This window comes from Gordonia rubripertincta (assembly GCF_038024875.1).
GTDB lineage: Bacteria > Actinomycetota > Actinomycetes > Mycobacteriales > Mycobacteriaceae > Gordonia > Gordonia rubripertincta.
Genome location: NZ_CP136136.1, coordinates 297,169 through 320,961 on the forward strand (window position 1 = coordinate 297,169; position 23,793 = coordinate 320,961).

Below are 23,793 nucleotides of genomic sequence, written 5' to 3' on the forward strand. Positions count from 1 at the left end.
AGGTTTGAACGCGAGTCCAGACACCTGTCCAGATGGAGTTCCAGCTCATGCCCCTTCGCCCCGAATCCGCGTCGGATCTGTTGATCGACGGCAAACTCACCCCCGGTAGCGGCGGTGTCTTCGACGTCGTCAACCCCGCGACCGAGGAGGTCATCGGGCAGGCCGCCGAGGCCACCGCCGCCGACATGGACGCCGCTATCGCCGCCGCCCGCGCCGCCTTCGACACCACCGACTGGTCACGCGACCACGCCTTCCGCGCCCGCTGCCTGCGCCAGCTCCGCGACGCCCTGCTCGCCCATGCCGACGAGTTCCGGGAACTGACGATCGCCGAGGTCGGCTGTCCCTCGTTCCTCACCCACGGCCCACAGTTCGAGGGTCCGGTCACCGATCTCGGTTACTTCGCCGACCTCGCCGAGAGCTACGAGTGGACCCGCGACCTGGGCACGGCCGAGCCGATGGGCCTGAAGAATCATCGCGAACTACGGTCGGAGGCCGTCGGCGTCGTCGGCGCGATCACCCCGTGGAACTTCCCGCATCAGATCAACTTCGCCAAGATCGGGCCCGCGCTCGCCGCGGGATGCACCGTTGTTCTCAAGCCCGCCCCCGACACCCCGTGGTGTGCCGCGCTCGTCGGCAAGGTCGTCGCCGAGGAGACCGACTTCCCGCCGGGCGTTCTGAACATCGTCACCTCGACCGACCATCGGCTCGGCGAGCAGCTCAGTACCGACCCCCGCGTCGATCTCGTCTCCTTCACGGGTTCCACCGCGACCGGCAAGAAGGTGATGGCCGCCTCCTCGGAGTCGCTGAAGAAGGTGTTCCTCGAGCTGGGCGGCAAGTCCGCGTTCATCGTGCTCGACGACGCCGACATCGGTTCGGCCTGCGCGATGGCCGCGTTCAACGTCGTAACCCACGCCGGTCAGGGGTGCGCCATCACCACCCGCCTGGTGGTGCCGCGCAGCAGGCTCGACGAGGCGATCACCGCGACCCGCGACGCACTGGCCGGTCTGCCGGCCGGCGACCCGACGAGCTCGGGCACCATCTGCGGGCCGCTGATCTCCGAGCGTCAGCGTCAGCGCGTCGAGTCCTACATCGAACTCGCCAAGCAGGAGGGCGGGACGATCGAGATCGGCGGGGGTCGCCCGACCGACAAGCCCACGGGCTTCTTCGTCGAGCCGACGCTGATCTCCGGACTCGACAATTCGGCGCGCGTCGCACAGGAGGAGATCTTCGGGCCGGTGCTGGTGATCATCGCCCACGACGGCGACGACGACGCGATCCGCATCGCGAATGACTCCCCCTATGGATTGTCCGGCATGGTCTACGGCACCGACGAGGACCGGATCAACAAGGTGGTCAACGGTGTTCGCACCGGGACCATGGGCGTCAACGGCGGCATCTGGTACTCCGCAGATGTTCCGTTCGGCGGCTACAAACAGTCCGGCATCGGCCGCGAGATGGGAGTCGCGGGATTCGAGGAATACCTGGAGACCAAGGCCGTCGCCCGGCCCGCCTAGTACCCACACAGAAAGCAGGACAATGAGTTCCAAGCGTTTCGAGAACAAGACCGTCATCGTGACCGGGGCCGCGGGCGGTATCGGTGAAGCCTATGCGCGGGCACTGGCCGCGGAGGGCGCCAACGTCGTGGTCGCCGACCTCGCCGACGAAAAGGGCAAACAGGTCGCCGCCGACATCGGTGGTCTGTACGTCAGCACCGACGTCGCCGACGAGGAGTCGGCGAAGGCTCTCGCGCAGGCGACGGTCGACGCCTACGGTTCGATCGACGGCCTGGTCAACAACGCCGCGATCTACGGCGGCATGAAGCTCGACTTCCTCATCACCGTGCCGTGGGACTACTACAAGAAGTTCATGAGCGTGAACCTCGACGGTGCGCTGAACGTGACCCGCGCGGTCTACCCGCACATGACCAACGGCGGCGGCGCCATCGTGAACCAATCCTCGACCGCCGCTTGGTTGTACAGCGGTTTCTACGGCCTGGCGAAGGTCGGCGTCAACGGCCTGACCCAGCAGCTCGCCACCGAGCTCGGCGGCCAGAACATCCGCGTCAACGCCATCGCACCCGGCCCCATCGACACCGAGGCGACGCGCACGACGACCCCCAAGGAGATGGTCGCCGACATCGTGAACCGACTGCCGCTCAAGCGGTTCGGCACGCCGGAGGATCTCGTCGGGATGTGCCTGTTCCTGCTGTCCGACGAGGCCGGTTGGATCACCGGGCAGATCTTCAACGTCGACGGCGGGCAGGTCATCCGGTCATGACCGAGGACAACCCGGTCCGCCTGGGGTACGTCGGCCTCGGCAACATCGGTGGCCCCATGGCCGCCAGCCTGGCCGCCTGGCCGGGCGGGCTCACCGTGTTCGACCTGTCCGACGAGGCGATCGCCAAGGTCGTCGACAAGGGCGCGAAGGCGGCCGGATCGCTCGCCGAACTCGCCTCCGGCGCCGACATCATCGGGATCTGCGTACTGAACGACGAGCAGGTCCGCTCGGTGGTCGCCGGTCCCGACGGCCTCTTGTCGACGGCCCGCCCGGGCACCATCATCACCGTCCACTCGACCATCGGCCCGGACACCGCGATCGATCTCGCGGGACAGTGCGCCGGACGGGAGGTCGTCCTGCTCGACGCCCCGATCTCGGGCGGCGCGATGGGCGCGGCGTCGGGACGGCTGGCGATCATGGTCGGCGGCCCGCGCGACGCCTACGAGAAGCTGAAGGAGCCGTTCCGGCTCACGTCGGACATGCTCGTGCATGCGGGAGACGAGGTCGGTGCGGGCACCAAGATGAAGCTCGCCCGCAACCTCCTGCACTTCATCTCGTTCACCGCCACCACCGAAGCGGCTCGTCTCGCCGAGGCCGCCGGCCTCGACATCGCCAAGCTGGGCAAGGTCGTTCGGCACACCGACGCCGTCACCGGCGGTGCCGGCGCGATCATGCTGCGCGAGACCACGGCGACACTCGACGCCGACGATCCGTGGTACGGAATCTTCACCGGCGTTCGTACACTGGGCGAGAAGGACCTGTCGCTGGCACTCGCACTCGCCGACGACCTCGGCGTCGATCTGCCCCTCGGCCAGATCGCACTCCGCGAGCTGGCCCCCGGACTCGGTGTCCCCCATCTCGAAGGAGAAACCGCATGACCCGATCCAACATCTCCGACGAAGCACCCGACGAGGTGCGCAAGCGCGGCCTCAAGCGGATGTCCGAGGTCTACGGCTGGGAGATGAGCGACGGTCCCGGCGACTACTTCGCCCACACCGCCGACCAGGTCTTCGCCAATGTCTGGGCCCGCGAGGGCCTGTCCGACCGCGATCGGCGCCTACTCCTACTCGGCGCTCTTGCCGCAAGCAACAACATCGACGTCGCCGAGATCCAGGCCGGCGCCGCACTCGGCAACGGCGAATTGACGCCCGAGCAGCTCGAGGAGATCAGCCTGTTCCTCTGCTACTACATCGGCTGGCCCCAGGGAACCAAGATGCACTTCATGTTCGGTGAGGTCATCAAGAAGCACCGGAAGCAGAAGTGAACCAACAGATCACGTTTCGCCCCCTGACCGACGGCAAGGGTTCATCACTCCTGAGCGCCTCGCCGGTCCCCGACCTCGTGGCCGCCGGATACACCGACACCGAGTACGCGGCGTCGGGAATTGCCCGGCGCCTCGTCGGCGACGCGGACACTCCACCCGCCGAGTTCACGACGCGGCTCGTCGTCCGACGCCCCGCCGACGCCGCTGCGTTCAACGGCTGCGCCGTCGTGGAGTGGCTGAACGTGAGCAGCGGCAGCGATGCCGCACCGGAGTACTCGTATCTCGCCGCGGAGCTGGTGCGTGCCGGTTACGCCTGGGGTGGGGGTGTCGGCGCAGTACGTCGGCATCGAGGGCGGCACCGGTTCGGTGGGCGTCGCCACCGGGGAGCCCCAGAGCCTTGCCGCCAAGGACCCCGATCGCTATGCGGGCCTGCACCATCCCGGCGATGCGTACTGTTACGACATCTTCCGTTCGATCGGCCTCGCCGTCCGCGGTGATCACTCCGCCGAGAGCCCGACCCCGGACCACCCGCTCGCCGGGCTGACCGTCGGCTCGGTGCTCGCGGTCGGCGAATCCCAATCCGCGATGGCCCTGACCACCTACGTCAATGCTGTTGCCGATGACACGGATTTCGATGGGTTCCTCATCCACAGCCGTGCTGCAGCAGGACTTCCCGCGGGCGAGGTCGGTACCGGGATCGACGTGAGCACCGTGTTCAGCGGCGAACCCACCACGATCCGCACCGATCTCGACGCACCGGTCCTCGTCGTCCAGACCGAGACCGATGTGCTGACCAACTTCCGCTACCACCTCGTGCGCCAGCCGGACACCGACCGTCTGCGGGTGTGGGAGATCGCCGGCACCTCACACGCCGACCTCCACCAGATCGGCGACTTCGAGGAGTTCCTCGGCTGCCCCGACCCGGTGAACCGCGGCCAGCAGCGCTTCGTGCTGCGCGCCGGACTCCGTCACCTCCGCGCCTGGGCCGACGGCGGGGACCCGCCACCGTCCGCCGACCCGTTGCGTCTCCGGGGTGTGACCACTCCCGAGCCCGAGTTCGAGGTCGACGACATCGGCAACGTCCTCGGCGGCGTCCGCACCCCCTGCGTCGACGCACCGACCCAGGTGCTGAGTGGCGTCGTCTCCGAGCCGATCTCTCGGATCTGCCTGCTCTTCGGGTCGACCCACCCGGTGCCCGAGCACCTCCTCGCCGAACGCTACGGAACCCGCGACGAATACGAGAAGCACTACCGCGATGCCGCCGACGCCGCCATCGCCGCGGGGTTCGTGCTCGTCGAAGACCGCGACGAACTGATCGCAGACGCGAACCCGGAGTTGGTGCCCGAGTAGGTTTCGCTGCGCGCTCCCGCCGCGCTGCCCTCAGAACGCCGCGCGCTCGCCTTCCTCGGCCGGTCCGGCGGGGCGGGCGGGTTCGCTGAGGAAACCGTCCGTCGCCTGGCGGATGCCCGTCGAGATGGCATGGCCGACATGGCTTCCGGGATACCAGTGGATGCGGCCGCCCCAGTGTGCGTGGAGTTGCTGTGCCGCCGACACCCAGGTCACGCGGTCGTTGAGAGCCGCGACGACCATCCGACGATCGGGCGGCGCGATCGGCGTGACCCGCAGCGGGCTGATGACGCTCGCGACCTCGCGCACCGACTCGTCGCGCATCAACGACGCCAGGTGCTCACCCTTGGGTCCGCCGCGCGACATGTGGTGGGCCAGCGTCGCGTGCATGTCCAGCATCGGCACCACCGCGAGAACGGTGGCGACCCGCGGGTCCAGCGAGGCGACCAGCGCGGCGATCGGACCACCGAGAGAAGTTCCGGCGATCGCGATCTCGGCGGGGTCGTGGTGCTCGATCCAGGTGATCAACGACCGGATCTCGGCGACGGCTCGGATGGTGATGAGCGTGTTCACGAGCGGGTCGAAGCCCGGGTAGGACACCTTGGTCACGCGCCGACCGCCATGTGCGGGCAACACCGGGAAGGCGACGTCGTAGCCGAGCTTCTTGTGCAGGTGGGCCGCCCGGAAGGCGTAGAGATCGTCGGGTCGGCCCTGCGCCGCACCATGCACCCCAGATGAGCCATCGGGCACCGGGCCGGTTCTTGGTCATCACCCGGACCGACGAGATGCCGTCGGCATACGGGTCCAGTGACGCCACCGATGCCGGCAGTTTCGCGTCGACGGAGTAGTCGATGTGCTCGAACGACGTGGTGCCGAAGATCTTGCGGTCGCGCGACAGGATGCGGGGCGGACCCGGATCCCGATGAACCCCGGCAGGTCCGAGGCGTACGAACTCATCGGCGACGTCGGCGCACCTCGCCACCATCTCCTCGACCGACTCCATCGGTGGGATGTCCCGGATCACCGAGTTGATCGCGATGAACATCTCGTCGATCGCGGTCTCCCCGACCTGTCGCGGCCCGCAGCCGGCTGCCGGGATACCCGTTTCCGGATTTCCTCGTCTCGCAGCCAACGAGCTGCCGATCGCGCGGGGCAGTACGCCCGCGAACAATCCCAGCCGGGCGCGCTCGGTCTCCCAGTCGATCAACTGGCCTCCTGTGCCATCGCACCGATACCGAGCGCATCGGTCGCCTCGTCGACCGCCTCGACGACCCGGCGGAGGAACCCGGCCGGATCCGGCATCGATTCCGGTGTCGCGATGAGTCCCATGCTCAACCGTCCGGCGTAACTGTAGGTCGTCAGGTTCACATCCGCGGGCGCAATGGCCAGGGCGAACGAAATCCAGTCGACCACTTCGATGTCACCGACCCAGCGCGTCGTCCGCGGGCCGGGCATGTTGGCGGTGGTGATGTTGTTCATCACCACCGGCATCACATTGGCGGCCAGCCCGCGGAACAGCGGGCCGAGCCGGCCGGTGTAGGTCGAGAGCTTCTCGGTCAGTTCGAAACCGACTTCTCGACGACAGGCGACAGTGGCCCCGCAGCTCTCGCCCGTCGCGACGATCCGCTCGACGGGATCGGCGAGGTCGGACCGCAGATACGCCATGGCGGTGGCGATCTCGTTGCCGTGCACGCGGTTCGACGCCAGGTCCTTGCAGACCCCGAAAATGGTCACCGAGTTACCCGGCGTCTCGCCGCGGGCGATGAGTTCGTCGCGGACAGCGCCGGCGATCACGCCGTGCAGTGCACCGTTCACCGTGGTGCCGGCGGCCAGTGCGATTCGCTGGATGTCGGCGAGCGCGATGTCGGCCGACGCGCACACGCGGTCTGCCCCGCTGCGTGCGTTGAAGCTGGTACGACGCACCGTCAGTGGCTTGGGGATCAGGTCACCGTTGGCCGCCCGGCGTCGTGCCCGCACCGCGCGCCGCCCGGCCGAGAACACCGACGGCACACCGCGGAACAGTCGGCGCGACTCTGCGCGGGCCGCCTTCGTGAGGGCCTTCGTGTCCTGATCGAGGGCCTCGGGGACGGGTGCCGGGTGAACGCGCTCGCCGGGTTCGGCGGTGGCCGCCATGAAGGTGTTCAGCGCCGCGAGCCCGTCGGCCACCGCGTGATGGACGCGGACCACGATCGCCTGACGACCTCCCTCGAGGCCGTGGACCAGCGTGAGCCCCCAGAGCGGCCGTTCGCGGTCGAGCTGCCGCACGGCGAGTTCGGACAGTACGGCGTCGAGTTGGGCGCGCCGGCCCGGAGCGGCGGCCGTCATCTCGTCGATGTGATGGGTGACGTCGAAGGCGTTGTCCTGAACCCAGAACGGTCGGGCCGAGCATCCGGGTACCCAGCGCACCCGCTGCGTGGCGCGCGGGAACATCCCGAGGTAGCGCGGGATCACGTCGGCGATCTCGTCGAGTGTGAGCGGACGATCACGGCGGCTCGTGTCGAGCACCGCGACCTTCAGCGTGTGCATCGGATTCGACGGTGACTCCATGTTGAGCATCAGCGAGTCCGGGCCGGTCATGCGCTCGGCGTCATGCGGAACGGCGCCGGCGAACAGCTCGGTGACGCGGGGCGTGTTGCGTGCGTTCATCGTTCAGCTCACCTTTCGTTCCGGGGCGGCGGACAGCAGATCGCGCTTGAGGATCTTGCCGGTGGCGTTGCGGGGCAGCTCGTCGAGGAAGTGGACGTCGCGGGGGACCTTGAACCCGGCCAGCTGTTCTTTGACGTGCTGCCGGATCTGGTCGGCGCCGATGAGGGTCTGCGGGGCGCGAACCACATAGGCGGCCAGGCGCTGTCCGAACTTCTCGTCATCGACGCCGATCACCGCGACCTCGTGGACCTCGTCGAGGGCTCCGATGACCTGTTCGACCTCGAGCGGGTAGACGTTTTCGCCGCCGGACACGATCATCTCGTCGTCGCGGCCGACGACGAACAGCCGGCCGTTCTCGTCGATCCGTCCGACGTCGCCGGACACCATGTGTCCGTCGCTGAACGCCTTGGTGTCGGCGGTGGTGTAGCCGTCGAAACCGGAGTTGTTGGCGACGACGATGCGACCGATCTCGCCGGTCGGCAGCTCGAGACCGTCGTCGTCGAGGATGCGGACGCTCGTGCCGGTCAGCGGGCGACCCGCGGTGTCCGGGGCGACGCGCAGATCCTCCGGGGTGGCGGTGCTGATCAGCCCGGCCTCGGTGGCGTTGTAGCTGTTGTAGACGACGTCGCCGAAGCGGTCGAGGAAGGCGATCAGGGCGTCGGTGCGCATCCGCGAACCGCTGGCCGTCGCGAATCGGAGACTCGGCATCGGATGGGTCTCGAGCACCTCGTCGGGTAGATCCATGATGCGTTCGAGCATGACCGGCACGACGGCGAGTCCGGTCGCCTCGTGTTCGCGGACGAGATCCAGCGTGGCCTCGGGGTCGAAACGCCGGCGCATGATCATCGTGCACGTCATGGTTGCCGAGATGGCCACCTGCCCGAATCCCCAGGCGTGGAAGATGGGTGCGGCGATGACCGTGGATTCGCCTGCGCGCCAGGGGATGCGGTCGAGCATCGCGGCCAGCGAGGCGATGTCGGTGCTGCCACCCCGTCGTGCACCCTTCGGGGTGCCGGTGGTGCCCGAGGTCAGCAGTACGATGCGGCCGGCACGCTCGGGTCGCACGGGGCGTCGACCGAGGTTCGCGTCGATGAGCGAGTCAATCGTGTCAGCGGAGACCGGGCCCGCCTCGGTCCAGGCGTGGAAGCGGCGGACATTCGGAAGTCGTTCTGCTGCAGGGGCGATGACCGCGTCGAACTCGTCGTCGGCGATCAGGACGTCGGCCCCCTCACGTTCGAGGACGTCGGCGAGCTGCGGTCCGGCGAATCCGGTGTTGAGCAGCACCGCGTCGGCGCCGAGTCGCGATGTCGCGGCGAGGGCCTCGATGAGGCCGCGGTGGTTGCGGCAGAGGATGGCGACGGTGTTCACCGGCGCGCCGGGGAGCCCGCGCAGTCCGACGGCCAGTGCGTCACAGCGCGCGTCGAGTTCTCCCCAGGTGAGTTCGCCGGCCTCGTCGACGAGGGCGAGCCCCTTCGGGGCGCGGGCCGCTGCCAGGCCGATGCCGCTGACCGGGGATGCACCGCCGTGGCGTCGCAGGTTGAGTCCCATGCGGATGTACCGGTCGAGTCGCAGTGTGCCGAGGAAGCCACTGCGGATGAGGGTGCGCACGAGCCACGCGTAGGTGGTGACGCGATCGCGTAGTCGTGTGATCATCGTCGTTCTCCTTTCGTGGTCAGCCGAGAACCGGGAACCGGCGCTCGCGGGCGAGCCCGTCGAGGGCGTGCTGCATGCGCTTGCGGATCATCTGGTCCACCTCGTCGTGGTCGGGATTCGTTCCGAACTCGGCGGTGATGTCGATGGGGTCGAGCACCTCGGTGACGAGCTTCGAGGGCAACGGGATGTTGGGCGGGAAATGAGCGGTGAGACCGAACGGGAAGCCGAAGGCGAACGGCGCGCTGTCGATGCGCAGCAGCTTGTCCAGCTTGAGCAGCTTGGCGAGCGCGTCACCGCGGTTGAGGAAGAGCTGGGTCTCCTGGCCGCCGATGGTGACGATGGGGACGACCGGGACGCCCGCCTCGAGAGCCGTGCGGATGTAGCCGGTGCGGCCGTGGAAGTCGATGGTCGCGGACTCGCTGGTGGGACGCAGCACCTCCCACTCACCGCCGGGGAACACGATGGTCGCGGCCCCCGCCTCGAGCGCGGCGACGGCGTTCTTGGGATGGGCCGGCAGGAAGCCGAACTTGCCGAAGACGTCCTTGCCCGCGCCGGTGAAGATCAGGTCGTGGGCCAGCGTGTACAGCGGCCGTTCGGCTCCGAACTCGTCGGCGAAGGCCACGCTGATCACCGGGACGTCGAAGGCCATCAGGCCACCGGAATGGTTGGAGACCAGCAGGACACCCCCGTCGGGGACCTTGTCCATGCCGCGGACCTCGGACCGGAAGTACTTCTTGGCCACGAGTCTCAGGACGGGCAGGACCCGCTTGACCCAGGTCTCGTCGCGGGCGGTGAGGTCGAAGGTGCCGGCGCTCATCGTCGTAACTCCTGTGGTTGTGTCTCCGGGTCGCGGATCACCGCTCCTGACGTGTCACCTCGGGCTGGATGACCTGGTGGTCGATGTCCGCGAAAGCGGAAAACTAGAACACGTTCTAGTGTTGAATTAGAACACGTTCTAGTGGACGTCGCCAGTCGGCGTTACCTATGCCACACCTACTGATGGGTAGCTATATGCAGTTCATCCTCGAGGACATCACCGAAGCCGAGGTCGAGCGCCGTCGCGGGGTCTACACACCCCTGACCGACACCGTCCGCGACCTGGTCGACGCGGTGATCAGGACCGAAGTCGGTGAGGACGCCCTCGCCGTCGCCCAGCGGCGGATCGCCGAGATCGTCGCCGATCTGCGGTCGGAGCAGATGGACGGGCCGTACGGGGTCCGGCACACGCGCGAGAACACCGGTATGGCCTGGGGAAACGCGGTCATCGGGGTACGCAACGCCCTCGCACCGCCGCTGAACGTCGAACATGTCGACGACGGGGTGCGCTGTGAGTTCACCCTGGGCGCGGCCTACGAGGGCCCGCCGGGATGTGTGCACGGCGGTGTCTGCGCGATGCTTCTGGACCACCTCCTCGGCAACGCCGCCAGCTACGAGAGCGCCTGCTACACCGGGACCATCACCATCCGCTACCTCCGTCCGACCCGACTGGGCGCGCTGACCGCGCGGGCCTGGGTCACCGAGCAGACCGGCCGCAAACGCATCGCGCGCGGCACCATCTCCGACGCCGAGGGTGTGACCTGTGAGGCCGAGGGCGTCTTCATCGTGCCGCGATCGGCGCTCGACGCCCCGCCGGTGCGCTGGTCGGCGGGCTGAGGCCATGAGGGCGGCGGTCATCTCGGCGGGCGGATTCGAGATCGTCGAACTCCCCGATCCGACGCCCGGCCCCGGCGACCTCGTGCTCCGGGTCGCCGCGAACGGCATCTGCGGCTCCGATCTGTCGACCGCACCGTTCCTGCCCGCCGGCACCGTGATGGGTCACGAGTTCGCGGGTGAGGTCGTAGCGGTCGGCCCCGACGCCGCGCCGGAGTTGCGCGTCGGTGACCAGGTCGCGTCGATGCCCGTCCGAGGCTGCCACCGGTGTCGCGCCTGTCTGACCGGCGACATCGCGCGGTGTCCGTCCGCGCGCACGCTCGGACTGGGTGTGTTGCCAGGCGCCCTGGCCGAGTACGTCGTCGTCGGTGCCGCCGAGAGCGTGCGCGTCGACGGCATCGACCCGGTCGAAGGCGCGCTGGTCGAACCCCTCGCGGTCGGCCTGCATGCCGTGACGCGCGCCGCGGTCGAACCCGGCGACCGCGTCCTCGTACTCGGTGCCGGACCGGTGGGAACAGCTGTGCTGCACTGGTTGTCGCGCGGGACCGCGGGCGAGGTCAGCTGTTCCGACCCCTCCCCCGGTCGTCGCGCCGCGGCACTCGATGCCGGCGCATCCGAGGTCCACACACCTGAGTCGGTGATCGAGCAGATCCGGGACGGATTCGACGTGGTGATCGAATGCGTCGGCAAACCCGGGATGATCGCCGCGGCTCTCGACGCGGTGCGCACGCACGGACGAATCGTCGTCGCCGGCGTGTGCCTGAGCGACGACCACTTCATGCCCGTCGCCGGTATCGTCAAAGAGGCGTCGATGGACTTCGTCTCCTACTACACGAAGACCGAGTTCACCACCGCAGCCGGTGAACTGAACCGCGGCGCGGTGGGGTCGTCGACGCTGGTCAGCGAGATCGTCGGGCTCGATGAGGTGCATCGTGTGTTCACCGAACTGTCGGCGCCCAACGACCATCGGAAGGTGCTGATCTCCCCCGCCGTCGGCTGACCGGCCGAGGTGCCCCGGGCCCGACGCCGGGCGTACCGTCGTACAGGTGAACAGTGCCGTTCCAGAGTCCCCAGTGCCGTTCAGTTCCCACGAGGCGGATCGCGTGCGCGCGGTCTGGCAGGACCTCGACCTCCCGGGCATCGTCGACGTCCACACGCATTTCATGCCGCGTCCGGTGATGGACAAGGTGTGGGCCTACTTCGACTCCGCGGGCCCGCTCGTCGGACGCGAGTGGCCCATCACCTACCGCGCCGACGAAGACGTCCGGGTGTCGACACTGCGCGATTTCGGGATCCGCGCCTACTCGTCGCTCGTCTACCCACACAAGCCCGACATGGCGGAGTGGCTCAATGGCTGGGCCAACGATTTCGCCGCCCACCACGAGGACTGTCTGCACACCGCGACCTTTTACCCGGAGGAATCGGCCGCCGCGTACGTCTCACGTGCGATCCAGGCCGGAACGCAGGTGTTCAAGTCCCACATCCAGGTCGGCGACTACTCCCCGATGGACTCGTTGCTCGACGGCGTGTGGTCGCAGATCGCCGACTCGCAGATCCCGGTGATCATCCACTGCGGGTCGGGTCCCGCACCCGGGAACCACACCGGCCCGGAACCCATTCGCGCTCTGCTGCACCGGTTCCCGTCGTTACCGCTGATCATCGCGCACATGGGCATGCCCGAATACGAACCGTTCCTCGACTTCGCGCTCGAGTACCCGAACGTCCACCTCGACACCACGATGGCGTTCACCGACTTCGCCGAGGAGAACGCCCCGTTCCCCGCCGATCTGCGGTCACGCCTCGCCGACGCCGGGGACAAGATCCTGTTCGGCAGCGACTTCCCCAACATCCCGTACGGCTACACCCACGCGCTCGAGGTGATCACCGGCCTCGACATGGGCGACGACTGGCTGCGCAATGTGTTCTACCGCAACGCTGCTCGGTTGTTCGGCCTCGAGGGGCGGTGAACCGCCGGTGCCCGCATCCGCTGCGCGGATGACCGCCGCGTGCTAGAACCGTAGCGCGGTTTCATTCGCTCATACGATTTTTCCGGGTCTCGTCCCGCGACCACGTAGAGTGCAACCGATCGGATTCCAGCCAGCGGCTCCGTGCCAGTTTCACCCCATCTGAAGAGGTCGATGATGACACGCGAAATCGTCCGCGCGGGCCTACCGATCATCTACCGGCCCGGCGACATCCATTCGTCGACGAAAGCCGGCGAGGCCGCCCGTGCCCCGAAGGCGTCGGAGACCACCGCTGCGGCCATCGTCTCCGACATCGTCAGCCTCGGCCTACGACACGGCGACCGCCTCCCCGCCGAGAGCGACATGCTCGCCGACTACTCGGTCAGTCGTGAGACCCTGCGCGAAGCCCTGCGCATCCTCGAGGTCCAGGGTCTGATCACACTGAAGCGCGGTCCGGGTGGCGGCCCGTTCGTGAGCGCACTCAACGCTTCGTACCTCGCACGGACTGCGACGCTCTACTTTCACCTCGCCGGCGCGACGTACGACGAGGTCTTCGACACCTGGAAGCTCCTGGAACCACAGCTGGCGGCCAAGGTCGCCCGGATCGAGGACCGCAAGACCAAGGAGACCGCCTTCGCGCGGTTCCTCGATCACGACGTCGAAGCGCTCCGAGACAACGAGATCCTCGGCGAGCTCACCAACTTCCACGCCGTCATCGCCGAACTCAGCGGAAACCGCGTACTCACTCTCCTGACCCAGGCGATCGACCACATCGTCGTCGAGCATGTCCTCACAGCCGGACGCGACACCACCGCCGGAGACGACGCGATGAGACACGACCACGCCGACATCGCCAGAGCGATCATCGCGGGCCGCCCGCGGAAGGCCGAGACACTGATGCACGATCACATCAGCGAGGTCGTCGAACGGTTCCGGAAACGTCACCCGGAACGGTCCGACGAACTCGTCCAGTGGATGTGAGGTCTCAGAGCACCTGAGACAAGAAGGTGCGCAGGCGATCCGATTTCGCGTCGTCGAAGAGCTGCCCGGGGTCGCCGGTCTCCACCACGGCGCCGTGGTCCATGAACAGCACGTTGTCACTCACGTTGCGGGCGAAGCCCATCTCGTGCGTGACGACGACCATGGTCATCCCCTCGGACGCGAGGTCGGCCATGAGTGCGAGAACGCCCTTGACGAGCTCGGGATCGAGGGCCGACGTCGCCTCGTCGAAGAACATGACCTCCGGCGTCATCGCCAGCGCCCGAGCGATGGCCACGCGCTGCTGCTGACCGCCCGACAGACGAGCCGGCCGCACGTCGGCCTTCTGGGTCAGGCCGACGATCTCGAGCTGCTTCAGCGCGACCTCCCGGGCCTCCTCCTTGCTGAGCCCCTTGAGTTTCCGGGGTCCCAGGGCGACGTTCTCGACGACCGTCTTGTGGGGGAACAGGTTGAAGTGCTGGAACACCATGCCGATTCGGCGGCGCAGTTCATCCGGGTTGTCCTTCAGGACGGACCGGCCGTCGAGCAGGATGTCGCCCTGGTCGGGCTCGTGCAGGCGGTTGAGCACCCGCAGGAGCGTCGACTTGCCCGACCCCGACGGCCCGATGACAGTGGTCGTCGTCCCGGCATCGACCTGGATGTCGACGCCGCGCAGCACATGATGCTTGCCGAAGGACAGGTGCAGATCGGTGCCGGTCAGCGACACCGCTTTTCGTGTGGTGGTGGCAGGCATGGCCTATCCCTTCTCGACGGCGGTGACGGGCAGCGGGTCGTCGTGGACATCGGCGGGCCTGCCGGTGCGGAGGCGGCGGTCGATGTAGTTGACCAGGTGCGTCAGCGGGATGGTCAGGATGAGGTACATGATGCCCGCGGCGACCAGCGGCGACAGGTTTCCGGTCTGCGCGTTGAGGTCTCGACCGACGGCGAACAGCTCTCGCTGGCTGGCCAGGAGTCCGAGGAAGTAGACCAGCGAGCTGTCCTTGATCAGGCTGATGAACTGGTTCATCAGCGCGGGCAGCACCCGCCGGACGCCCTGCGGAACGACGACCAGCCGCATCGACTGGCGGTAACTGAAACCGATCGCACGCGACGCCTCGAGCTGACCGTCATCGACGCTCTGGATGCCGGATCGGAAGATCTCGCCGATATAGGCGGCCGCGAGCAGGGCCAGCGCGACCGCGCCGAGCCAGTACGGGTTGTTGCCGGTGATGCCCTTGACCACCGGGCCGACGCCCAGGCCGACGATGAGAATGACGACCACGGCCGGCAGACCGCGGAAGATGTCGGTGTAAACGCGTGCGGGCCAGCGCAACCAACGCGACCGGGAGATTCCGCAGATCGCCAGGATCATGCCCAGGATGGTGCCGAGCACACCGGACACGACCGAGAGGATCAGCGTGTTCACCAGGCCGGTCTTGATCAGTTCCGGGAAGGACTTCTCGTACAGGTCCCAGTTGAAGAAGGTGTCGCCGAGCTGCTGAAGAGTGCTCTTCGGCTCGGTGGCCTCGGCCGGGCCGGCCTTCTCGGCGTTCTCCGCGGCGATGGCGGCGATGTCGGAGAGTTCGGGTGCCGGCGCGGCCTTGCTGCCCGGCTTCCAACCCTCCGGCAGTTCGCGCGGCACCCAGTCCTCGTACAACTTCGCGTAGGTGCCGTCGGCGATGACGGCGTCGAGTCCGGAGTTCAGCGCCTCGACGAGGTTCGGCTTGTTCTTGCCGACCGCCCACGCGACGAAGTTGTTGACGCTGAAGGTGTTCTCGACGATGGCGGTGCCGTCACCGTCCCGGACCGCGCCCTCCGCCTGCTGCGACGGTGCGACCCACGCGTCGACCTGACCGCTCTTGAGGTTGGCGTAGGCCGTTGCGTAGTCGGGGAACTTGACCGGGTCCAGGCCCAGCGTGTTGACGACGTAGTCGTCCTGCACGGTGCCCTGTACGACGGCGATGCGGGTGGCATCCGACAGGTCACCGAAACTCTTGATGGATCCGCTCGTGGGCGCGACGAGCGAGAAGTATCCGAAGTCGTAGCCATTGGTGAAGTCGACGGTCTTGCGACGGTCGTCGGTGGTGGTGATCGACGACGACCCGACGTCGAACCGGTTGTTGGCCACCTGCGAGAGCAGACCGGCGAATTCGGTGCCGTTGAACTCGACCTGCAGACCCAACTTCGCGGCGACGGCCTTCAGCAGTTCGTTGTCGAAGCCGGTGAAGACACCAGCGCTGTTGACGCAGATGCTGGGTCCGGCGTCGGAGAGCGTGCCGACCGAGAGCGTGCCCGGCGCGAGCAACTCGAGCGCGTTCAGGTCGAGCTGATCGATCGGCGTCGTGTTCGGGGTGGTGTATTTGTCCTCTCCGCCCTGTTCCGCCGCGGCCAGGTTGACCGGTGCGGCCGACGCGGACGCGAGACCAGCCGGGGCACAGCTGTCGTCGGGAGCGGCCTGCGCGTGAGGCGCAGGTCCGCCGAGGATGGACAGGAGGCCGATGATGGCGGCCGTCAGCGCGAGCGCGAGAAGACGAACCACGCGCGGTACGGGTCGCGCGCGATGAGATCGGTGGTTGGACACCACTCCGAGACTATCCGCGGCGCCACGCGAGGTCCCAATTTTTCGCTCGCCGGTGGTTCTAACCGCGCTGAACTGGGGTTTGTCCGGGATGCCGGGTTGCCCCGTCGCTCAACCATCAAGCAGCCCCACCGAGCGAAACCTCTGGCTGGGGTTCTGCTCGGCCGCTGGCAACTCTCATCTACCGTGGCGCGCTGAGATTCGAACTTCGCTCCCCGACCACCCGGGATAGGACGGGCCAGGAGCGGTCAAGTCGCCCATGTCACCGCAGATACTCGGGTCAGGCATCGGTTCCCGCCCCCACTCGTCCTGACCCGACGTCGGCGACCAGGAATCCTTGTACTCCGAGATCCACCAGTCTCCGAATACGTCATACCCGGGAAACAACTTGGGACCGGGCCGACTTTCCGGCGGCGACTCGCCCTCCCGGTGAAACGTCAAGCGGCCGACCGCCACGAATCTGTCTTGGGCATCGGGGATATTTTTCGAATCGAAATAGGGTGGAAAACTCGTCGGATCGGAGCTTACCTTTCCGGAGGTGCACACAAGCGCGACAGCTGAATTGTCACCGATGTCACGAACGTCAGCTATCTTGTGGATCTCATCTACTGTCTGGTAATCGCTGCTTCCCAGTGGGGGCATCCAATCCTTCCGCCCAGGGATCGCGTCTTTGATGCCCGGAAACTCACCGTCAACATTCCAATCGAAGAGCAGAAGGGTCTCTCCTTCGATTACTCCACGAATGAACGTTCCCGTCGGGGATGACAGGTCGACAGCACCGTTCTCAAGCCATCGGGTTCTCCACTGCAAACGGTCGGCTGCACGGGCTTCCGAGGGGGACACCGTTCGGACTGAACTCGACGTGGTGCTGCCTGCAGACCCCGAGGACGGGGATCGATCACTGTCACCGCAAGCAGTCACAAGCCCAAGACACAGAACAGCTATCGCAGCAACGTCAGCGCGGCGCACGATCCACTACCTCCATGGACTGGTCAGAATCGTTGATCGTCGGGTCTTCGAGTGATTCACCGAAGTGGTCGTTGTATTCGAAACGAATACTCTCCGCACCGATTTCCTTCGAGAATCTCGTGAATTCTCGGCCGTTGGCCTGAACTATTTCCAGGTCAAGGGAACCGTCTGGCCTCACGAACGTTATCTGAGCACCGTCGCGCGCAGTCCACGCCTTACCCCAAAGATCTGGCCGATCCTCGACGTATCCGGACGTCACATGAACAACTCGGTCCTGCCCGGCGGTCAGTTTGTCGAGGCTGGTCCCCATGTTCCCAAGCTCGGTCTTCCAGGCAGCCTCGTTGTCTTGCGGATCGGCAGTTGGCAACGCGACCTCATCCATCTTCACGAGCGGTACTGCCAAACCGGCAACCTCCGAAAGCCCAGGAACTTTCAAGCCGCCGGCAGCCAAGAGTCCACCTGCTGAATCGATCAGAAAAGACTTCTCGTTGTACTCGCGCACCCGCTCCCATTGGTCGTTGTCGGCGAGGGTTGTCAACGCAATGGTAAGGCCTTCATCCATGGATTTGTGCATCTTCGCCGCTGCAGTGGCCAACTCCGCGTTGTCTGGGTCGCTGCCGTACTCATGCGCAAGGAAGTTCTCCCACTGCACCGCAGCACTCAACGCCACTCGACCGGCACCAGGATCCGTCGACAGAACCCCGATCAGCTTCGAGAACTCGACCGTGTCTTCAAGCTGACCGGCCGAGTGGTTGGTCAACACCTCGTCCGGAGCACCTGCAAAGTTACCGAAGTACGGCGCCAGATTCTTGGCAAGTACTTGCGATAGCAGGGCATTCCGGTCACCGAATGTCTCGTACTTGTTGTTCCCCGCGGAGTCTCGTTCGACAACCAAGGAGTCGAGTTCGTTCTCGTGGTCAATTATGGCGCGTGCCAATGCATTTGCTGCCTTGCCACCTAGCTGTCCCTCGAACCCGTCTGCAGGCGCCGCAGCTCCGATCCAATCGAACAGATCTCTACCGCCCGACAAGTCGCCCTCTTCACCGATCTTCGCACCGTCGATAGACCACCGCTCAGACAGAATGTTCAACACGTGCGCGTCGGCGTCGTACCTATGCCCCTCGGCAACAGTCACGGCCATCCGTTCCCCTGTGAGAAAGTCCGTCACCGCCTGCCGGTCGTGACTCGAGTTGGTGAGCATCGAGCTCGCAAGCTTCCGAACATCCTCGACGCGCTGGTTCTCATCACGCATGCCAAAGAGCTTGTCTTCGTCGTCCGGAAGAGCCCCGACGATCTCAGAGGCCTGTTTGAGCATCCCGCGATCGACATCCGTTCCGAGTTGTAGACCACGGTCGGTGCGGTCACTCAGTATCGTGTTCAGAATTTTGAAATCATCCAGGCGTGGGACCCCAGCGAAAGAGTACGGAAATCCCGTCGACATACCCGCGGTCGTGTACTCAATCGGGTTGTCGCGCAGTAGCGAGACAACCGAGTCAGGTAGGCGGTCGAGCCCGCCCGTTGAACCCGCGTTCGTGTGCAAATTCGGATTCGACATGATGCGGAAAGCATCTCCGAGTAGCCCCGGCGCAGCGTTGTTGATACTGAGTAGCTCGTCCATGTTCGCCGTCTTGAGCTCGTTCATGATGCTGCTCAGGTAGTCGTACTGCCCCTGAGGGATCACCGTGGCCTGCCCATCACTCAGTGCTTCGAGCTGCTCAGGACTCAACGACGTCGCTTGCCTCAGTCGATCTCGGGCCGCGGGAGACAGCTTGCCGTCCCTGAGTGCCTTCAGGTCGATCTCTGACTGGCGGACACTGAATCCCGCGGTGATGGGCGTAAGTGTTCTGATGAGTTCTTCTGCTTCACTGATCGCGCGCTTCGTGTCGAGGTCAGCGGCGTGCAACTCTTGGGCGAGTCTTTGCAGTCGAATGGTCTCGTTGGTAGCTTCTTCGCCCCGAATTCGACGGGCTTCGGCGATCGCCGACAGTGCTGTGGGGTCGCCCTCGTTGCGTTTCTCTTCTGATGCGTAGTCTCGCAAGTCGCGGACTGTCCACTCCTCCGAGACTGAGAACTGGTCGTTTTCGAGGTTGGTAGCCGACGTATTGAGGCTCGCGACCATCGGAGCCATCCGGCTGCCACCCGACTTCAACGCTTCGCCGAGTTGGTCGACGGCGTCCGCTGCCCGGGTCATCTGTGTCTTTTCTCGGTCCGCGCGGGTCAACGCCCCGTCACGAGCGGCCCCCTTCCAGTCGAGGCCGGTAACCTTTGCATGCAGCTCCTCGGCTTTACCCTCGATTGCGGAGGACACCGGTACCAGTGCGGACGCCGCATGAGCGAGTATCTCGGGGTGTGCATCGCGGACAACACTGCGCGTCTTCGCCACCATCACTCAGGACGCTGATTGAGGTCGCCAAGCGACTCTAGTAGTCGGGCGGCTACATAGTCCGCGTTGATTATCGCGATCGAAGCGGACTCCAGCGCATCGCCAAACTGCTCGTGTCGACCTGCAATCGTTGTCAGAGCCTGCTTCACCGACCCGTCGACCCTGGCCGCGGCGGATGCGGTCTCGAAACCCGCCAATGAGTTCCCGATCGCTCCAAACGCCGGCGCTTCGATTCCCCGAATCGACGCTCCCAACGAATGCAGGTGTGTCGCCGTGTCAGCAAGGCTGCCCGTGTTCACCTCTACAGGCTTCGGTGCCACTACTCCCCCACCCCAACCGCATGGCCACGCACGGCATGCCCATGATCAGCACAAATGTCTTCGCGATCCTAACCCGGCCAGAACGCGGGTGCACCTAGGTACTCCCCAGGGCTGGCGGCGGACATGCTTCGTTGCCCGCCCTACCCCGATTCGCAGGTGTCGCGATTCGTATCGGTGCCGGTGGGTGTCAACCTGTGTTGAGTCACTAGTTCGTGTTTAGTGCGATCTGGTTGTGTTCGTGGTGCAGGTTGATGCCGACGCGGCTGGGCGGGCGGTGCGCGCTGGGACGACGATGTCGAAACCGGTCGGGGTTGTGCTCGTAGTAGGTGTTTAGTGTCGAGGCGCGCACGCTGTGGTGCTCTCGCCAGCTGCCGTCGTGGACTGATTGCGGAGTGAACAGTGCCAGTCCGCGGTGGTGGTGGTCGACGTTGAACCAGTCGACGTAGGACTCGACCCAATCCCGAGCGCTGTGGATGTCGTCGAACGTGGCCGGATATGACGGCCGGTGTTTCATGGTGCGGAACTCAGATTCCTTGTACGGGTTGTCATTCGACACACGCGGACGACTAAACGACATGGTCACGTCCATCGCCGCACACAGCCGGGCCAGTCGACCCGACCGCATGACCGATCCGTTGTCAGAGTGGATGATGCGCGGAACCTGATCGGTGTCGAACGCTGCAGCGAACAAGCCTGCGGTGATGTCTTCGTCCTCCCGAGGAGCTACGCAGGACGCGATGATCTTGCGGGAGTAAAGATCCTGGATCGAATACGCCTTGTATCGCTGGCCGACGTAGGTGCCGTTGAGGTCGGTGATATCCCACATCCACACCTGCCCGGGGGCGGTGGCCGCCACAACCGGTACGCGACGTGTGCGCTGTGTACGCGACCGGGGTGAGGCCGGGCGGGTGGACTGATCGATCCGGTTGGCGATGCGATACCAGGTGCGCGCCGACGCCAGATAACGGCCGTGATCCCAGGTGTGGGCGAAGGTGTCGATCACCGAGCGTCCCTGGGACCAGCCGGCCCGGATCAACTCGCTGATCGCCGCGACGTCGGCGCCGTTGAGCTGGCTGGGATAGGCCCTGTCTCGCTGGGCAACCGGATGCGACACCGCAGGTCGGGGCCGGTGGCGGTAGTGAAACGATCCGCGCGAGACCCCCGCGATCGTCAACGCCGACCGCTGGGAATACCCCGAGGCTGTCAGCTCGGCGATCAGGCCGAACCTTACTTCTCGGAGCTGGGATCGTCCGGTGTCGCCCCGGGCTCTTGCGAGTCCAACTTTCGCAAGAGCCCGATAGCTTTTCCCAACGCAGCGTTACCGCCTTGCAGGGTCTCGATCTGCCGATGTAGCCGTTCGAGCTCGTCGGCATGAGTACGCTGCTGGGCTTCTAGATGCTTCTCCGCTTCGATCGCCCGTCGGATCGCGTCCTCGCGGGTCACCGAGTCACGCGGCACCAGGCCGCGTGCCAGGTCACCGGCCAGATAGGCCTGGCGCCATCGATGCAGCTGGTACTTACTGATCGACCTGGCTTTCAGCCACGGCCCCTTCTGCCCCTGCCGAAGAGCCATGTACTCCTCCACAAGAGCTTCGATCTCCTCGACCGTGTAACCCGGTGACATGCTCACAGTGTTCTCCTCCCCATCGGGAGTGACTCACAAACAGAGTGGCAACCACCGTGCCCGATACGAATCGCGACATCTGACTGCTAGCCCCGCGCGGCGATCCGCGCCTGGACCTCGGGGCGTCGGAGCGGGGGCACCGTCTTCGGCGGCTGACGCCGCTCGGGCAGGGCGTCGAGCAGGGTGCGGGTGGCCGCGGTGACGGCGGTGACCGCGGCCTCGAAGGCCTCGGCGTTCGCCGGCGAGGGGTGCCGCACGCCGCTCACCTTGCGGACGTATTGCCGGGCGGCCGCCTCGACCTCGTCGGCCGTGGCGGGCGGTTCCAGTCCGCGCAGTTCGGTGATGTTGCGGCACATGGCGGTTCCCTTCGCAGGTGGTTTCTTCTGCGGTCGTCGCCGGCCGGGCCGATGTCCTCAGTCGCCGATCTTGACGACCGCCTTACCCAGGATCCGCCCCTCGGCGAGATCGGTCAACGCCTCGGGCAGCTGATCCAGCGAGTAGGTGACGTTGACCTGCGGGGTCATGCCGTCGGCGATCATCTGGGCCAGCTCCTCGTGCAGGATCGCCGGGAGCTCCGGGTGGGTGCGCACGTACTCGCCCCACGCAGCACCGACGACGGCGATGTTGCGGAACAGCACGCGGTTGAGCTTGACCGTCGGGATGCCTCCCGCGGCGAAGCCGACCACGACGTAACGGCCGTCCGGCGCGACTTGGCGCAGCGCCTCGTCGAAGACCTCGCCGCCGGACGGGTCGATCATGACGTCGACGCCCTTGGGCGCGACCTCCCGGAGCTTGTCGCCCCAGCCCTCTTCGAGCTGCACGATCTCGTCGGCGCCCGCGCTGCGCAGCAACTCCTCGGCCCCCTTGCGATGGACGATGGCGACGACCTTGGCACCCATGGCCTTCGCGACCATGATCGAGGCGGTGCCGACGCCGCCGGCCGCGCCCAGAACACCGACGACCTCGCCGGGCTGGGTGTGCGCGCGGGTCTTCAGCGCGAACAGGGCGGTCTGGTAGTTGATGCCCATCGCCGAACCCTGCTCGAAGCTGAGTCCGTCGGGCAGCGGCAGCAGCTGCTCCGGCGCGGCGGCGACCTGTTCGGCGAAACCGCCGACGATCGATGCGACGAGGACCTTGTCCCCCACCTTCACCGACGAACCCTCGGGCGCCGACCGCACCACACCGGCGACCTCGGTGCCCGGGGTGAACGGGGTGGGCACGCGGAGCTGGTACTTCCCCTGGCTCATCAGGAGGTCCGGAAAACACACACCGCAGGACTTGACGTCGACGACGACCTGACCGTCAGCGGGAGTGGGATCGGGGACCTCGGTCAATTCGAGTCCGGAAGGGCCTGTCTCTGCACTGAGTACCTGAGCTTTCATACCGGTCACCCTACGCGGCGCCGCTCACACACCCGATAGGATCTGTGCCATGTCACAGTCCACGGCGCCGTCGCCGAACGCACCGTCCCCCGAACGCCGCAAAGTCGCCGACGAAGCACCCGGCTTCATGCCGCTCGACGAGGCACAGACGCTGTTCGAGATCGCCGGAGAGTATCTGTCCCAACCGGATTCGACGAAGGTCGGCGTGGAGATCGGCACCTACTGCGGAAAGTCCACGGTCTTCCTGGGTTCGGCCGCCGAGGCCAACGACGCCGTCATCGTCACGGTCGACCATCACCGCGGTTCCGAAGAGCATCAGCCGGGCTGGGAGTACCACGACGAGTCGCTGGTCGACCCGCACACCGGCGCACTCGACACCTCGGCTCGATTCCGCCGCACCATGTTCGACGCCGGCCTGGAGAAGACCGTCGTCGGACTCCTCGCGCCGTCGACCGTCGCCGCCCGGATCTGGGGCAAGCCCGCCGACTTCGTCTTCATCGACGGCGGCCACAGCATGGAAGCCGCCCAGAACGATCTCGACGGCTGGGCGCCGTGGGTCCGCATCGGCGGCGCCCTGCTGATCCACGACGTCTTCCCCGACCCCGCCGACGGCGGACGCCCGCCCTACGAGATCTATTGCCAGGCACTGGCAACCGGCCAGTTCACCGAGGTCCGGGCCGAGGGCTCACTACGCGTGCTGCGGCGCGACTCGGGTGAGGTCGGGGCGCCGCTGAAGGCCTGACCGGAGGCCCTACTACC

At 66.3% G+C, this 23,793-nt stretch carries 20 protein-coding genes and 2 pseudogenes; 10 read left to right on the top strand and 12 right to left on the bottom strand.

All coding sequences use genetic code 11. From position 1 onward, the window contains the following. Positions 1–47 precede the first annotated feature (47 nt). The 5 genes and pseudogenes from RVF83_RS01270 to RVF83_RS01290 all read left to right on the top strand — a co-directional run bounded on the left by RVF83_RS01270 (position 48) and on the right by RVF83_RS01290 (position 4,891). Complete coding sequence (locus RVF83_RS01270) at positions 48–1,514, top strand: aldehyde dehydrogenase (protein WP_005201402.1); 1,467 nt, start codon at positions 48–50, stop codon at positions 1,512–1,514. Positions 1,515–1,536: 22 nt separating this feature from the next. Continuing rightward, a complete protein-coding gene (locus tag RVF83_RS01275) occupies positions 1,537–2,277 on the top strand; it encodes an SDR family oxidoreductase (RefSeq protein WP_005201404.1) in 741 nt (246 codons plus the stop codon). Continuing rightward, positions 2,274–3,155, top strand: coding sequence for an NAD(P)-dependent oxidoreductase (locus tag RVF83_RS01280; protein ID WP_005201405.1), 882 nt, complete (start codon positions 2,274–2,276; stop codon positions 3,153–3,155). The genes RVF83_RS01275 and RVF83_RS01280 overlap by 4 nt, the downstream gene beginning before the upstream one ends. Continuing rightward, positions 3,152–3,541 carry a carboxymuconolactone decarboxylase family protein gene (locus RVF83_RS01285; protein WP_005201407.1) on the top strand — a complete coding sequence of 130 codons (390 nt, stop codon included), beginning with the start codon at positions 3,152–3,154 and terminating at the stop codon, positions 3,539–3,541. Before RVF83_RS01280 ends, RVF83_RS01285 begins: the two co-directional genes overlap by 4 nt. After that, positions 3,538–4,891: pseudogene (locus RVF83_RS01290) on the top strand (alpha/beta hydrolase domain-containing protein). Before RVF83_RS01285 ends, RVF83_RS01290 begins: the two are co-directional and overlap by 4 nt. Before the next feature lie 30 nt (positions 4,892–4,921). Here the strand turns inward: RVF83_RS01290 and RVF83_RS01295 are convergent. The 4 genes and pseudogenes from RVF83_RS01295 to RVF83_RS01310 form a co-directional block, all read right to left on the bottom strand. Then, positions 4,922–6,095 (bottom strand): annotated as a pseudogene (locus RVF83_RS01295) (alpha/beta fold hydrolase). Next, entirely contained in the window at positions 6,092–7,534 is a 1,443-nt protein-coding gene (locus RVF83_RS01300; RefSeq protein WP_005201413.1) for a wax ester/triacylglycerol synthase domain-containing protein, read from the bottom strand. The pseudogene RVF83_RS01295 and the gene RVF83_RS01300 overlap by 4 nt, the downstream one beginning before the upstream one ends. Positions 7,535–7,537: 3 nt before the next feature. Then, positions 7,538–9,187, bottom strand: a complete 1,650-nt coding sequence (locus RVF83_RS01305; RefSeq protein WP_005201415.1) for an AMP-binding protein — start codon at positions 9,185–9,187, stop codon at positions 7,538–7,540. Positions 9,188–9,206: 19 nt separating this feature from the next. Further along, the gene (locus RVF83_RS01310; protein WP_005201416.1) at positions 9,207–10,004 is read right to left on the bottom strand and encodes a 1-acyl-sn-glycerol-3-phosphate acyltransferase; all 798 of its coding nucleotides are present in this window, start codon (positions 10,002–10,004) and stop codon (positions 9,207–9,209) included. Between the two features lie 194 nt (positions 10,005–10,198). On the opposite strand from RVF83_RS01310, the gene RVF83_RS01315 reads away from it, so the two are divergent. The 4 genes from RVF83_RS01315 (at position 10,199) to RVF83_RS01330 (ending at position 13,782) form a co-directional block, all read left to right on the top strand. Beyond that, entirely contained in the window at positions 10,199–10,840 is a 642-nt protein-coding gene (locus RVF83_RS01315; protein WP_039881282.1) for a PaaI family thioesterase, read from the top strand. 4 nt (positions 10,841–10,844) lie between these two features. Beyond that, complete coding sequence (locus RVF83_RS01320) at positions 10,845–11,837, top strand: alcohol dehydrogenase catalytic domain-containing protein (RefSeq protein WP_005201419.1); 993 nt, start codon at positions 10,845–10,847, stop codon at positions 11,835–11,837. A 46-nt stretch (positions 11,838–11,883) separates the two neighbouring features. Further along, positions 11,884–12,804 carry an amidohydrolase family protein gene (locus RVF83_RS01325; protein WP_039881283.1) on the top strand — a complete coding sequence of 307 codons (921 nt, stop codon included), beginning with the start codon at positions 11,884–11,886 and terminating at the stop codon, positions 12,802–12,804. A 174-nt stretch (positions 12,805–12,978) separates the two neighbouring features. Continuing rightward, positions 12,979–13,782, top strand: a complete 804-nt coding sequence (locus RVF83_RS01330; RefSeq protein WP_005201421.1) for a FadR/GntR family transcriptional regulator — start codon at positions 12,979–12,981, stop codon at positions 13,780–13,782. Between the two features lie 4 nt (positions 13,783–13,786). Here RVF83_RS01330 and RVF83_RS01335 read toward each other — a convergent pair whose 3' ends face one another. The 8 genes from RVF83_RS01335 to RVF83_RS01370 form a co-directional block, all read right to left on the bottom strand. Beyond that, positions 13,787–14,533 carry an amino acid ABC transporter ATP-binding protein gene (locus RVF83_RS01335; RefSeq protein ID WP_005201422.1) on the bottom strand — a complete coding sequence of 249 codons (747 nt, stop codon included), beginning with the start codon at positions 14,531–14,533 and terminating at the stop codon, positions 13,787–13,789. 3 nt (positions 14,534–14,536) lie between these two features. Beyond that, positions 14,537–16,318: an ABC transporter substrate-binding protein/permease gene (locus RVF83_RS01340; protein ID WP_244971674.1), complete on the bottom strand. Its 1,782-nt coding sequence runs from the start codon at positions 16,316–16,318 to the stop codon at positions 14,537–14,539. 994 nt (positions 16,319–17,312) lie between these two features. Continuing rightward, positions 17,313–19,712: a hypothetical protein gene (locus tag RVF83_RS01345; RefSeq protein ID WP_005201428.1), complete on the bottom strand. Its 2,400-nt coding sequence runs from the start codon at positions 19,710–19,712 to the stop codon at positions 17,313–17,315. Beyond that, positions 19,712–20,008, bottom strand: coding sequence for a hypothetical protein (locus RVF83_RS01350; protein ID WP_227026273.1), 297 nt, complete (start codon positions 20,006–20,008; stop codon positions 19,712–19,714). The genes RVF83_RS01345 and RVF83_RS01350 overlap by 1 nt, the downstream gene beginning before the upstream one ends. Before the next feature lie 226 nt (positions 20,009–20,234). Next, the gene (locus RVF83_RS01355) at positions 20,235–21,143 is read right to left on the bottom strand and encodes a DDE-type integrase/transposase/recombinase (protein WP_157226878.1); all 909 of its coding nucleotides are present in this window, start codon (positions 21,141–21,143) and stop codon (positions 20,235–20,237) included. A 113-nt stretch (positions 21,144–21,256) separates the two neighbouring features. After that, positions 21,257–21,652: a hypothetical protein gene (locus RVF83_RS01360; RefSeq protein WP_039881292.1), complete on the bottom strand. Its 396-nt coding sequence runs from the start codon at positions 21,650–21,652 to the stop codon at positions 21,257–21,259. 86 nt (positions 21,653–21,738) lie between these two features. Further along, positions 21,739–22,008, bottom strand: coding sequence for a DUF2277 domain-containing protein (locus RVF83_RS01365; RefSeq protein ID WP_005201435.1), 270 nt, complete (start codon positions 22,006–22,008; stop codon positions 21,739–21,741). Between the two features lie 57 nt (positions 22,009–22,065). Continuing rightward, positions 22,066–23,034: an NADPH:quinone oxidoreductase family protein gene (locus RVF83_RS01370; RefSeq protein WP_005201437.1), complete on the bottom strand. Its 969-nt coding sequence runs from the start codon at positions 23,032–23,034 to the stop codon at positions 22,066–22,068. A gap of 49 nt (positions 23,035–23,083) precedes the next feature. Here RVF83_RS01370 and RVF83_RS01375 point away from each other — a divergent pair, with 49 nt between their 5' ends. Continuing rightward, positions 23,084–23,776 (top strand): class I SAM-dependent methyltransferase, encoded by a 693-nt coding sequence (locus RVF83_RS01375; RefSeq protein ID WP_005201438.1) that lies wholly within the window; start codon positions 23,084–23,086, stop codon positions 23,774–23,776. The last annotated feature ends 17 nt before the right edge of the window (positions 23,777–23,793 follow it).